The following is a 13585-nucleotide window of genomic DNA, read 5'->3' as shown; positions in this document are numbered from 1 at the left end:
GCCCTGGTCAGCCTGCTGGGCGTGCTGCTCGGCGCAGCCGTGTTCGCCGTCGCCGTCCTGCGAACACGGCTCTTGACCGCGGCGGAGGTAGCCGCCCTGCCGCGGATCGGTCCCAAGCTGTTGAGGCTATTCATCCGGCTGAGGCTGATACGCCGAGAGTAACACCAGGCGGTTGTCCTCTATATCAGTGGTGTTTGCAATTTCGTAATTGGACAGAACTAGTGGTATAGTATTATCATGCCATTTGGGCATATTTTATGGACAGCAGTGCAGGATACTAGCTGAAGCAGGCGGCCGGCAAGCCGTCCTAAACACGATTGGAACAGGAGTGTGACTCATACATGAGCGGAAGCATAACGGTGATGGGGCTTGGATCCGGCAATCCGGAGCATTTAACTCTGGGCAGTCTTAGGAAGCTCAAGGAAGCACAGCAGAGATATGTGCGTACGAAGGAGCATCCTGTAGTGGGCTGGCTGGAGGAGACGGGAGTCGGGTTCACTTCATTTGATGCTGTGTATGAGGCGAAGGAGGATTTCCCTTCTGTATACGCAGAAATTGTAGAACGACTGATCGAGCGGGCTAATCGACTGCCGGAGGAGCAAGAAATCATCTATGCTGTTCCGGGTCATCCGATGGTCGCGGAAGCGACGGTCAAGCTGCTGCGGGAGCGCTGTCCTGCTGAGCGGATTCCGTTGAATATCATCGGTGGCGAGAGCTTCCTGGATGTGGCATTCGCAAGGCTGGGCTTTGACCCGATCGAAGGTTTCCAGCTGCTGGACGCTTCGGATATATCCGCCGGAACATTTAACCCGCGTCTGCATACATTGATCGGTCAAGTATACGATGAATTCACAGCTTCCGATGTCAAGCTGAGTCTGATGGATATCTACCCGGACGATTATGAGATAACCGTAGGACATGCCCTCGGTGTAGAGGGAAGCGAGCAGATTGTGACTGTGCCCTTATATGAGCTCGATCGCGTCTCCGGCTTTGGCAATTTGTCGCTGGTATACGTTCCTGCAAGTATGGATGATGCCTTGCGCATTCGCACCCTGGATCGTCTGCACGAGATTGTGTCGATTCTGCGCAGTCCTGGCGGCTGCCCTTGGGACCGTGAGCAGACGCACCAGTCGATCCGCAAAAATCTGATCGAAGAAACCTATGAAGTGCTGGAGACGATCGATGAGGATGATCCGGACCATATGCGTGAAGAACTGGGTGATTTGCTGCTGCAAATTATGCTGCACTCGCAGATGGAGGAAGAGGTAGGAACCTTCTCCGTATTCGATGTAATCCAGGAGCTGAATGAGAAGCTGATCTACCGCCATCCGCATGTATTCGGAGAACTGAGTGCCGAGGACGCCGAGGCTGCGCTTCGGAACTGGGATGCGATGAAGGCGGAGGAGAAGCGCCGCAAAGGAATCGAGCCTGAGCGATTATCAGCGCTAAGCGGTGTACCGCGCGATTTGCCAGCACTGATGAAGGCGTATAAGCTCCAGAAGAAAGCAGCGAAGGTTGGCTTCGATTGGGAGCATATCGATGCGGTATGGGCCAAGCTGGAGGAAGAGGTCCTTGAGCTTCGCGAGGCTGTGAAGACGAAGGACTTGTCAGAACAGACGCTTGAACTGGGAGATGTTCTATTCTCGGTCGTGAATGCCGCAAGATTCATCGGTGTTGATCCGGAGGAAGCCTTATCGCAGACAAACTCCAAATTTGTACGTCGCTTCAGCTATGTAGAGCAGCGGCTGCACGAAGCCGGGAAAACTCCAGGTACCAGCTCCCTTGTCGAAATGGACCATTTATGGGAGCAATCAAAGGAGAATGAACGGAGATAATTAGGGAAATTGCCTAAAATGCGGTTAATTTTGCGAAATAAACAAAAAAATTCTAAGTTCCGGGCAGGATTTTTCATTTCAAGCAAGAATACTCATACAAAGATATCCTTGCGGTAGGAGGGGCTCTCGCTCCAATTACAGCAATATCATTTATTTCTTTATCTATTGGGAGGCATTATTAATGAACAAAACAGATCTGATCAACAACATTTCCAGCAAGAGTGGCTTAACTAAAAAAGACGTTGAATCCGTATTGAACGGATTTCTTGGTGAAATCACTGAGGCTCTCGCTGGTGGAGACAAAGTACAATTGATTGGTTTCGGAACTTTCGAAACTCGCAAGCGTTCCGGTCGTACTGGCCGCAACCCGCAAACTGGCAAGACGATCGAAATTCCTGCATCCAATGTACCTGCATTCAAAGCTGGCAACAAACTTAAAGAAGCTGTAAAATAATGCGTCTCGACAAATTCCTTAAGGTATCGCGCTTGATTAAGCGGCGCACGGTTGCCAAGGACGTCTCCGACCAAGGAAGAGTTCTGATTAACGGCCGTGAATCGAAGCCAAGCAGTCCGGTGAAGGTGGGCGACGAGATTACGGTGCAATTCGGCCAGAAGCTGGTCACTGTAAGAGTTGAACGCTTAGCTGAGACGACTCGCAAAGAAGAAGCTGCTACGCTGTATACCTTGGTGAAGGAAGAACCGATCGCAAAGCATGATTTGTTCGAGTAACAAATTAGATTACTGCTTATTCAGCGGTGCCACAGGGCACCGCTTTTTATTTTCTCTCTGGTTCTAAACCAAGCATCCGCTCCATAAGCTATCTGTAAGAAGGAGGGGTACATGCCATGGTCGAACAAGGAAAAGGGAAGCGTCAGGAGTTGCATTTATTTCAAAGAAAACTGCTCGAAATATCAGGGGTGCAGAATGTGGAGAGCTTCGATAGCGAGGAGTTTCTGCTGCAGACCGAGCTAGGGCATTTGACGATCCGCGGACAGAATTTACATATCAAGAACTTGAATCTAGAACAGGGGCTTGTCAGTATCGAGGGCCTGGTAAATTCCCTGTCTTATTTGGAGCCGGGCTCCCATTCATCAAACAAAGGCTTCCTTGGTAAATTGTTCCGATGAATCTGCATACACAGTGGATAACCCTTCTCTGGATGCTGGCATGCGGAGGAATTATGGGAATGGTCTTCGACGGTTACCGAGTCGTATCCATCCAATTCCGCTTCCCGCGCTGGAGTATCCATGCCCTTGATCTGTTATATTGGTTCGCTTCAGCTTTATTTGTATTCCGGACGATGTATCATACAAATCAGGGAGAGATCAGATTTTACGTGTTTCTAGGGCTTTTTATAGGCGTTTGGATTCATTTTTTGTTTCTTAGTGTTATAACTGAACGTTTTGTGGTAATGTTAATTATAGTAATAAAACGGTTTTATAGGATATTAGTCGGAATTGTCCGGGTTGTGCTTATTGCACCGATCAGGTTGTTACTCAAAGGAATTTGGTTGTTGCTTGGTTTTATATGGGTGATGTTATTATTTCTGGGGCGGATTACGTTGCTGCCGTTTTGGAAGCTTCTTTTGTGGGCGACCAGGCCGATTCGTAGACGACTTCGCATTTCGGACAGGCTGATTGCCGTGCGGGATTGGATAAAGTCGTTATGGAGACGCTGGTTTCATAGAGAATAGATTTCGCAGAATACAAGATTAAGAGAATGGAGGGCGCTCAGTTGCATAAGGTATCGACAGACAGACAATCGCAGAATAAGGCATCCGGAACAACCGGAGCGCGCCGCCGGTTACGGTTATGGATGATGTTCATGGCTATATTCATAATATGGTCGGGCCATACCTTTATATCTCAATCCAGCGAGATCGGACAGAAATCTCAGCAGCTATCGGAGCGTCAAGCTTCCAAGGTAGCGGCGGAACAGAGCTTGAATCAATTAAATTATGAATTGAATCGTCTGAAAGATCCTGAGTATATTGGCCAGATCGCAATGAAGAAGTATGGACTGTATAAACCTGGTGAGATTCCGGTTCGGGTATCCGATTCCGGCTCGGATAATGATTGAAATCTAAGGGCATCCGTCTGTTGACCTTGTTTCACTCATTCGGTATAATCAAATCACCGCAGTCATGATTTCGAGGCCTGGCTGTATATTTTTAAGGGAGGATCATTTTATTTTATGGCAATAGAAGTGGGCACCAAGTTAGAAGGTAAAGTGACAGGCATCACGCATTTCGGAGCATTTGTGGATCTGTCAGGAGGTGTCACGGGTCTCGTTCACATCTCGGAGATCGCCGACAATTACGTGAAGGACGTCAACGATCACTTGAAGATTGGCGATATGGTTACCGTGAAGGTAATTAATGTCGATAAGGACGGTAAGATCGGACTTTCCATTAAGCAAGCCGTTGATAAGCCGGTTGAGTCAACCAGACCGCCTCGTGCACCAAGAAGCGATCGCCCAAGCGGCGGCAGAGACGGGGACCGGCCAAGTGGCGGATTTAATCGGGATCGAGGGGGACGTTCTTTCTCTAACAAATCTACCTTTGAAGACAAGATGTCGCGTTTTCTGAAGGATAGTGAAGAGCGAATTTCTTCGTTGAAGAAGAATACGGAAGGCAAACGCGGAGGACGCGGAGCTAAACGAATGTAATTTTTTAAATATGAAATCCACCGTAGGCATATATATGCCTACGGTTTTTTGTTGTTCATAGGAAAATGATTTAGGATTCTTCTCAAATCCATGTCTAGATTTTTTTTCCAGCTTCTATTTTTGTCGTCTGTCCCGCTTAGGCGACAGGTTATTACGCAATAACACGATATGTTTCAGATCCATCTGCGCTAAAGTCGGCTAAAATTACGAGGCTTGGTACGAACATAGGCACGTATAAGGGGGATGTATCCTTTGACAGGCCTAGGTTCGTGGTGTTTCGTAAACCCCTCTCAATTTGTCGGAAATTTCTTTGCTGCTTACTCCGGTATCTGACAAACTTTCCAGTTCACCCTACCTATAATGGGACATACCTAACAAATTGGATAAGGTGGTGCCAGTTGATGGAGAAGTGGAATGTCATTACGTTTCCCGGTTTGAAGAGACTGAAAGGGCAAGCCAAGGCAAATGGCAGAAGAACATGGATGGATGTACCGTTTCTAGAGCGAGCCGCTCAGCGTTTTACGGTGAATAAATGGAATTTGCTCTTTCTGGTGATGGCATTCTTACTGGGAAGAGCTACTATTCTGGACGAGCTGTCGCCGTTCGCTGCCGCCTTCTTTGCAGTGATGATGTTTATGCGCCGTGATATTGCAATAACAGCAGGGAGCCTGATGGTCATTGGAGCGCTTTTGTCTCCGGTTCAGCATGGACTATGGATTGCTGCGGAGCTACTAATTTTCTACTTGATTCATAGAGGACTTGAGAGTTTTGAGCGGGCGGATATATCCTACGCTCCCTTGGCGGTATTCACCAGCACCTTCCTCGTAGGATTATTTCAGGCGGTCGTTGGCCCATCGTTAAGTTGGTATTCGATGATGATGATGGTTGCCGATTCTATACTGAGCTTCGTCTTAACCCTGGTCTTTATTCAGTCTGTTCCGGTCTTCTCCCTTCGCAGGAAGGGACGCCATCTCAAGAGTGAGGAGATCCTCTGTCTGGTTATTCTGTTGGCATCGGTGATGACCGGAGCTGTCGGATGGGAAATATACGGTCTGTCGATCGAACATATCATGTCGAGATATTTGATTCTGTTGTTTGCCCTGGTCGGAGGCGCCTCGCTAGGGGCTTCGGTGGGTGTGATTACCGGACTAATCCTCAGCTTGGCTAATATGACAGCGCTCTATCAAATGAGTTTGCTAGCTTTTGCCGGCATGCTGGCTGGTATGCTGCGGGAGGGACGCAAATGGGCGGTTGCCCTGGGAATGCTGCTCGGATCGTCCATTCTAGCGATTTATTTGACAGGACCAGCCGAAGTGATGTCTTCAACCTGGGAGAGTTGTGTGGCAATCCTCCTCTTCCTCGCAACGCCAAAGGGCGTTATAAGCGTTATCGCCAAGTATGTGCCCGGCACGCAGGATCATATCAAATCACAGCATGAATATGCGAAGCGGGTCAGGGAGATTACAGCCGGAAGGGTAGCTCAGTTCTCCCAGGTATTCAAACAATTGTCGCGCAGCTTCGGTCAGATGGCCAGCAGCGGCGAAATGTCCAAGCAAAGCGAAGAGGTTGGCCATTTCATGGATGCAATTACCGAGGGAGCCTGTGCGAATTGCTTGCGCCGCAAGGCCTGCTGGGACGGCAACTTCTATCAAACCTATAAATTAATGACGGAGATGATGTCAGCTGTGGAAGATAATCCGGAGTTGACGAGGCGTGATCTTCCGCCGAAGTGGAATAAGCTGTGTATTAAGACAGATCAAGTGCTTGATCTGATGAAGCAGGAATACAACCTATATCAAAATGATATGCATTGGAAGCGGCAAATATACGATAGCAGACAGCTTGTAGCTGAGCAGCTGTCGGGAGTCTCGCAGGTCATGGAAGATTTGGCGAGAGAGATTCAGCGGGAAGGGCAGGCGATGTATAAGCAAGAGGAGCAGATCCGGGATGCACTCGACAAAATGGGATTGTCCATTCATAGCATCGACATCATAAGTCTGGACCACGGCAATGTAGAAATCGAAATTGTCCATGCGTATACTCGTGGGTTTGATGAATGCCGGAAGATTATAGCGCCGCTATTATCCGATATTGTGGACGAGCATATTACGGTGGTTCGGGAGAATATGCCTACGGGTAGAGATGGACTGGCTACGGTAACCTTTGGTTCAGCCAAGACTTTCGAGGTGACGACCGGCGTCGCCGGGGCGGCTAAGGGCGGAGATTTGCTATCCGGAGACAGCTTTAGTGCCATGGAGCTTGGGAACGGAACCTATGCTGTGGCCATCAGCGACGGTATGGGGAATGGAGAGCGGGCCAGACTGGAGAGCAGCACGGCGCTTGGGATTCTCGAGCAGCTGCTGCAATCCGGAATGGATGAGAAATTGGCGGTGAAGTCGGTCAACTCGATTCTGATGCTCCGTTCGCCGGATGAAGTATATGCTACAGTTGATATGGCTCTGATCGATGAGTTCTCTGCGCAGACGACATTCCTTAAGATTGGTTCATCACCGAGCTTTATCAAACGAGGAAATGAGGTTATACCGATCACGGCTAGCAATCTGCCGATTGGGATTATTCAGGATATCGAGATTGATCTGGTTACAGTGCAGCTGCTTCCTGAAGATATTTTGATTATGATGACGGATGGAGTGTATGATGCTCCCGGTTATGCTGTAAATAAGGAATTGTGGATCAAACGGATGATCTCGGAGATCCATGCGGATGAGCCGCAGGAAATCGCCGATTGCCTGCTGGAGACAGTAATTCGCTATCAGAAAAATACGATCCACGATGATATGACCGTTGTAGTGGCTAAAATTGATCATTTGTTGCCTGAATGGGCAACCCTGCATATTCCCGGAATATCAAGGCTGGAGCGGCCGCGGACCGTAAGCTGACATGCGACAAGCAGTCATTTTCTAGCAGAATAGGTCTTAAGTAGCGAATCTAAAGATGGGAAAATTCAAACAATGTACACAATTTTGGTATTATTTATCATGGGAATGATTTGAAAATCATAGTAAGATTATCATGTCGTGTTGTCGAAATTTGTTAGATAGATCCGTCCATTGAACTAATTTTATACATGTTTGGGCAAAGCTATCGAAAGGTAGTGACGCAAAGCTATAGGGACTAATTCTCCTTATGGGGGATATGTCAGCCAGTTGCTAAAAGAGGTAACCTATAGTGTTTGCTATGCGGTTATCTTTTTTTTTGCCCAAATTTTAGGTGGATCTACTTATTCAAGGGGGAATGAAGAAAAACAGGTTTAAAAGAAAGGAATTATGTTTGATTCCAAGTCACTATCTGGACTGAAAAGGAGACTGAATATGAAGATTTTTGGTTTTTTTAACCGTTTGAGCATTGTTACGAAAAATATGTTGTTAACGAGTATCTCCATTCTAATGACCGGCGTTATCCTGATCGCCGCCAGCTTTTATATTCAAGGTGCCGTATTAACCAATCAGTTGGAGGACAACTCACAGAAGGTCATGGAAGCCTGGAAGGACAAGATCACATCGGAAGAAGCCAAAGCGGCGATGACAGACACGGATCGCAATTCTGAGCTTCAGAAGAAGCTGACGAAAGTATTTGATGACTTGTCAGCAACGCATCCCGATGTTGCTCAAGGTTATATCTTTGGAGCAAAGGTAGAGAACGATAGTACTCAGATGATCGCTTTTCCGACGGCCATCCTTGATATGTTCGAGGGTGAGGGCTTGTTCCTGGGCGATATGCTTGGACAGCCTGCTTACCATGTGAAGGGCGTCGAAGAAATGCTAAAAACAAAAAAAATTACGTTCACAAAGCCTTATAAGGACGATTACGGCGTTTGGTTGACGGTACTCTATCCAATTCAGGACAAGAATGGTGAAGTATTCTCATACATAGGCATGGATTTCGATGCCAGTCTGATTATGACGGGCCAAACAGATTTGCTGAAATATACGGTACTCGCACTTATTGCCATTCTGATCGTTATTTTGTCGTCTCAATATTTCACGACCCGGAAAACTTTTGCGCCCGTGAAGGATCTTATGTCAGCATTGGACAAGCTCAGCAAAGGCGATTTCAGCGTACAGTTGAAGACGGATGAGAGCGAATTGGGCCAGGTGAATGAGAAGTTTAATGCAACGGTTCGCAATATGAATGAACTGGTGGCGACCATCAAGACGGTGTCTATTCAGTCGGCGGATCAATCGAAGATTCTGTTCCAGACGCTGGAGACGAATCATGAGAGCTCTATGGCGATCAGCGATAATATCGAGGAAATCTCCGAGAAGGCTACGCAGCAGAGCAAGTCGATCTCCGAGAGTGTGACTTCACTGGAAGAGATCAATTCAGGCGTAGGAACGATTGCTGGCAGCACTTCAGCATTGTCGGATGCATCGATGCAGATGAAGGACAATTCTGAGATTGGACGGGATAATATCAGCGGGGTTATTAAGCAGATGGATTCCATTCAGCAATCCGTGCAGCAATCGGTCGTCTCGATTGAACAATTGCAGAGACGTTCCGGGCAAATTGAGGAGATTGTACAGGTAATTACACAAATCGCCGAACAGACTCACCTATTGTCGTTGAATGCCAGCATTGAGGCGGCCAGAGCAGGTGAGGAAGGACGAGGTTTCGCAGTTGTAGCTAACCAGGTGAAGAAGCTGGCCGAGGAGTCCGCCAAGTCAGCAGAGCAAATCGCTGATCTGGTTCACTATATCCAGAAAGAGACAAGCACAGCCGTCACCGCAATCAGCGAAGGAGAACGGAATGTGGCTGCCGGTATCCAGATCGTTCAAGAAACAGGAGAGCTGTTCGCTACGATATTGGATGGTACAGATTCCGTGACCAGTCAAATTCAGGAGGTCTCTGCCGCTACTGAGGAGATGGTAGCTGAGACAGAGCAGATTACTGCGACTATTAAGCAAATTGCCGAATATGCGGAGAGAAATGCGGTTATCTCTGAACGAATCAAGGAGAGTGCCATGGAGCAGAGAGCTTCTTCCGACAATATTATGAGCTCTGCCGAGCACTTAAATCAAATCTCCGGAAAGTTAGAGAAATTGGTAGAGGGATTGAAGCTGTAATCGTGCAAGGGGAGACTGATTGAGCACCCCTAAATAGAGAGAGAGAATAGGAGCTGAACATTTGTGAGTACCCTACTGATAAATCAGAAAGCCCGGGAATATTGGCTAAGAGAGCTTCAGCCGCCATTATCCGGATTTCATATCCATACTGACTATCCAGATTTGGCAATGGCCAGCGAGTCCAAGAGCATGAGCTATGAATTGAGTATTAGTTCATCACTCAAAAGACAGATGGCCCATGGGACGGATGTTCAAACCTGGCTGATCGCTTGTTATTATGTCTTCCTATATCGAATGAGCGGTGAACAGGATCAAATCGTGGGAATACAAACAGGGGACGGTCGAATCCTTCCATTGCGGATTCATACTGAAGCTGATATGCCATTCAGCCAATTGCTGTCTGCAATAGAGGAGCGGCTAGTTTCATCCAATGAAGCAGGTTTGTCTATTCAAGAAATTGAGAAGCTGGTTGCACAGTCTCCTGTAGTGAAGACCATCTATGGGCGGAATGCCGCTTATGAGGCCAGCCGTCTTAACTGGTATGTGCGGACAGAGGGGGAAAAGTGGGTAGCTGAGATTAACTATCCGAGCCGTCTGTTCAAAGAGAGTACGATAAACAAGTTCGCCAGACATTATCAATGTATTGCTGAGGCCGTATTGGTTCATCCCGAGATCGTTCTAGGCGATATCTCTGTCATGACCGATGAGGATGTGCTGGCTTATGAGAAACTCAATGATACGGCGAGAAATTGGGGAGTAGAACTGACGATAACATCGATGCTTAACAGGACCGTCGAGAGCTGCCCGGACCGGATTGCCCTATCGTCGGCTGAGTGGAAGTTGACCTATGCTGAGCTGGACCGGTTATCCAATCAGGTGGCCCATGCGCTAATGGAGCAGGGACTGCACAAAGGCGGATTCGTGGCTATCTACATGGAGCGCAGCATGGAAGCTGTCGTCAGCATGCTTGGCGCTCTCAAAGCGGGTGGGACTTATATTCCGCTGGACCCGGAGCATCCGGATGATCGGAATCAGTATATTATCGAAGATACGGGTTCCCGGATTGTACTAACTAAGGAGGCTTATCGATCTAAGCTGCAGCCGCTTGTAGCGGATAATGCGAATGAACTGAAGCTATTATGCTTTGATCTTGGGCAATTCGCCGCTTATTCAACGGAGGCCTGCCAGATTGCTATCGATCAGGAGGATATTGCGTATACGATCTATACGTCAGGTACAACGGGAAGACCAAAGGGGGTCCTGATCCGCCATGCCGGGGTTGTAAACCTGTCGATGTCTACTGCTATGCAGCTTCAATTTTCGGAGCATGACGTCATTTTGCAATATTCTACCTTCAGCTTTGATGCTTCCGTATACGATATATTCAGTGCAATATGCTGCGGTGCCAGACTGCATTTATTGTCCAATGAACAGCGTTATTCGGTCGATAGCTTTACCGCAGCGATTGAGGATACCGGGGCGACGCGGATAGGAATTCTGCCAACCGTGTTCTTCAATCAATTATCGGCGTATTTGACGGTAGAAGAGGCGGTCAAGTATCAAGCGATCCGCAGCTTTGTTATCGGTGGCGAAGCACTTCCAGGGGAGTCCGTCCGTAATTTGCAGAAGAAGATGGGGCATGAGCCGTTTATCGTAAATGCTTATGGACCCACAGAGGTTACGGTGGCCGCGACGACGCATATGATCAGGGAACAAGTATCAGAAGACCTAACAACGGTCAGCATCGGCAAGCCTATCGCTAATTACGAGGTACTGATCGTCAATGAGAATGACCAGCTCTGCCCGGTGAATGTAATGGGTGAACTGTTGATTCATTCCATCGGTTTGGCTAAAGGTTATCTAAATTTGCCTGACAAGACGGAAGAAGCTTTTATTATCGATCCGACAAACCCTGGTTCGGGTAAAAGGTATTATCGATCCGGCGACTTGGTTCGCTTGTTGAATGATGGCGGTATCGAGTACATGGGGAGAAAGGACCTTCAGGTGAAGATTCGGGGCTACCGGATTGAGATCGGAGAGATTGAGGAGAATCTGGCGAAGCATGAGAAGGTGAAGGATGTTGCTGTGATCGTCAGGGAGGACGATGACGGCGAGAAGATGCTGATAGGCTTCTATACTTCCAAGTCCGGCGAGGAGATCAGTAAGCAGGAGCTTGCTTCCTTCCTGAAGACCAAGGTTCCCGCCTACATGGTTCCAGGTCAATTTATGATGTTGGATTCGATGCCTTTGTCACCGACAGGCAAGATCGATCGCAAACGTCTGGGCACCTATGATATCCCTGTGCAGGTCGAGGAAGACCCTAACTATATTGCACCGGTTACCGAATTAGAGCAGGAAATCGCGCTCGCCTGGGAGAAGTCGCTTCATCGCAGTCGCGTAGGCTTATATGACAACTTCTTTGAGATTGGCGGGCATTCTCTGAAAATTCTGGAGACGCTGGTGTTGCTCAAGCCGCGGTTTCCTAAATTAAAAATCAACGATTTTTTCGTGTACTCGACAGTGCATGCTATGGCTGAGCGAGTGATTGAATTAATGGATTCAACTGAGGAAGAGGATGCCTTCGCGGGCAATGGGGAAATTCGTGATTTAGCGGAATATCCACGCAGGTTCGGCAGGAACAGTAAACCTTCTGTCTCCCCTCAGCGTCATATTCTATTGACCGGGGCTACCGGGTATTTGGGTTCCTCTCTGCTCTATCAACTGCTGCAAAGCTCTGAGGCGGTCGTATATTGCCTTGTGCGTGCCAAAGAAGGGGAAGAACCCTATCAGCGTCTCGTCGATGTGATGAAGGGGTATTACGGAACCGAAACTACACGAAATATGGAGAAGCGGGTTTTCGCGGTTCGCGGGGATTTGGAGCAGCCCCATCTTGGCCTTAGCCCACAGGATGCAGCGCTGTTGGATCAGCATCTCGATTCCATTATCCATTGCGGAGCTGAGGTGAAGCATTTCGGTTCGGCTGATTATTTTACCAAAGTGAACGTTGGAAGTACGGACCGTCTGCTTGATTTGGCGCGCGGGAAGGATGTGCGCTTCCATTATGTGTCCACACTGGGCATTCCGGAGGATCTGGCTTTCCTCGGCCTATGGGAGTCGTTCACAGAAGGCAGTGGCTACGACGCGGTAGCCACCGAGAATGTGTATACGAATAGTAAGCTCGAAGCGGAGAAGCTGGTGATTCGGGCCTGTGAGGAAGAAGGAGTGGCTGCTTCGGTATACCGGGTAGGTAACCTGTCCTGCTATTCAACTACGGGTGTATTCCAGAAGAACATAGACAATAACGCCTTTTACCGGATGCTGAAGGCGATGCTCCTGCTTGGCAAGGCGCCGCGAGTGCATTGGCAGGTAGACTTCACGCCGGTGAATTATGCGGGTGCCTCTATCTCGGCTTTGGCACTACAGGAGAAGAGTGCGGGAAGGTTATTCCACATCTGCAATCCCGTGCAGATCGCTTATATAGACATGGTTGAACATTTGCGTGAATATGGCTATTATGTGGATTTGTTGGAGTGGCGTGATTACGAGGCATGGCTGCTCGATCCGAATCAGCCGAAAGACCAGACCGGTATGGAGCTGGCGATGGCTCAATTGGAGGGAGATGGTGCGAAGAACTCGATCTACCGCTTCGCTTGCCCACAGACAAATGAGTTTCTAGCAGGTACGCCTGTTATGTGCCACGAGCCGGATCGTGAATTTTTCCGGCGTATGATAGATTATGCGGTGCGGATTGGGTACTTCCCTGCGCCATAGAAGCTATGTTTCCAATAGCTTGAGCCTTAAATATAGTACAGAAGCGGCACGTCAGCGCGTTGACGGAGGCCGCTTCTTCTATTTTAGCCAGGGGTACAGCAGGGTAATTGCAAGAATATATTCCTTTAGTTCCCTGCCTTTCAATTAGTTTCAACCGATCTAGTTTGAATCCTATCAATCCTGGAAATGCTAGAGAAGAGAGAGTTACAGGATTGATTAGGAGGCGAT

10 protein-coding genes and 1 riboswitch are annotated in these 13585 nt (G+C 48.3%); all 10 genes read left to right on the top strand.

Features of this window, described 5'->3' with window-relative positions; translation table 11 throughout:
- Positions 1 to 341 precede the first annotated feature (341 nt).
- The 10 genes from yabN to BN1360_RS03690 all read left to right on the top strand — a co-directional run bounded on the left by yabN (position 342) and on the right by BN1360_RS03690 (position 13357).
- The gene (gene yabN / locus BN1360_RS03735) at positions 342 to 1835 is read left to right on the top strand and encodes a bifunctional methyltransferase/pyrophosphohydrolase YabN (RefSeq protein ID WP_068778558.1); all 1494 of its coding nucleotides are present in this window, start codon (positions 342 to 344) and stop codon (positions 1833 to 1835) included.
- A 181-nt stretch (positions 1836 to 2016) separates the two neighbouring features.
- Positions 2017 to 2289 carry an HU family DNA-binding protein gene (locus tag BN1360_RS03730; RefSeq protein ID WP_018753532.1) on the top strand — a complete coding sequence of 91 codons (273 nt, stop codon included), beginning with the start codon at positions 2017 to 2019 and terminating at the stop codon, positions 2287 to 2289.
- The gene (locus BN1360_RS03725) at positions 2289 to 2564 is read left to right on the top strand and encodes an RNA-binding S4 domain-containing protein (RefSeq protein ID WP_068778557.1); all 276 of its coding nucleotides are present in this window, start codon (positions 2289 to 2291) and stop codon (positions 2562 to 2564) included. The genes BN1360_RS03730 and BN1360_RS03725 overlap by 1 nt, the downstream gene beginning before the upstream one ends.
- Before the next feature lie 116 nt (positions 2565 to 2680).
- On the top strand, positions 2681 to 2962 hold the full coding sequence (yabP, locus tag BN1360_RS03720) for a sporulation protein YabP (protein ID WP_068778556.1): 282 nt from the start codon (positions 2681 to 2683) through the stop codon (positions 2960 to 2962).
- The gene (gene yabQ / locus BN1360_RS03715) at positions 2959 to 3528 is read left to right on the top strand and encodes a spore cortex biosynthesis protein YabQ (RefSeq protein ID WP_068778555.1); all 570 of its coding nucleotides are present in this window, start codon (positions 2959 to 2961) and stop codon (positions 3526 to 3528) included. The genes yabP and yabQ overlap by 4 nt, the downstream gene beginning before the upstream one ends.
- A gap of 41 nt (positions 3529 to 3569) precedes the next feature.
- Entirely contained in the window at positions 3570 to 3914 is a 345-nt protein-coding gene (locus tag BN1360_RS03710) for an FtsB family cell division protein (protein WP_068778554.1), read from the top strand.
- Between the two features lie 114 nt (positions 3915 to 4028).
- Positions 4029 to 4502, top strand: coding sequence for a S1 domain-containing RNA-binding protein (locus tag BN1360_RS03705; RefSeq protein WP_068778553.1), 474 nt, complete (start codon positions 4029 to 4031; stop codon positions 4500 to 4502).
- A gap of 398 nt (positions 4503 to 4900) precedes the next feature.
- Positions 4901 to 7402, top strand: coding sequence for a stage II sporulation protein E (gene spoIIE / locus BN1360_RS03700; protein WP_179016292.1), 2502 nt, complete (start codon positions 4901 to 4903; stop codon positions 7400 to 7402).
- A 185-nt stretch (positions 7403 to 7587) separates the two neighbouring features.
- A riboswitch (cyclic di-GMP riboswitch) is annotated at positions 7588 to 7677 on the top strand.
- Positions 7678 to 7834: 157 nt separating this feature from the next.
- Positions 7835 to 9586 carry a methyl-accepting chemotaxis protein gene (locus BN1360_RS03695; protein WP_068778551.1) on the top strand — a complete coding sequence of 584 codons (1752 nt, stop codon included), beginning with the start codon at positions 7835 to 7837 and terminating at the stop codon, positions 9584 to 9586.
- A 63-nt stretch (positions 9587 to 9649) separates the two neighbouring features.
- The gene (locus BN1360_RS03690; protein WP_068778550.1) at positions 9650 to 13357 is read left to right on the top strand and encodes a non-ribosomal peptide synthetase family protein; all 3708 of its coding nucleotides are present in this window, start codon (positions 9650 to 9652) and stop codon (positions 13355 to 13357) included.
- Positions 13358 to 13585: the final 228 nt, after the last annotated feature.

This window comes from Paenibacillus sp. GM2, from assembly GCF_900069005.2.
Lineage (GTDB): Bacteria > Bacillota > Bacilli > Paenibacillales > Paenibacillaceae > Fontibacillus.
Note: the sequence above shows the minus strand (reverse complement) of the source record. Positions and strands in the feature narration are given on the sequence as shown.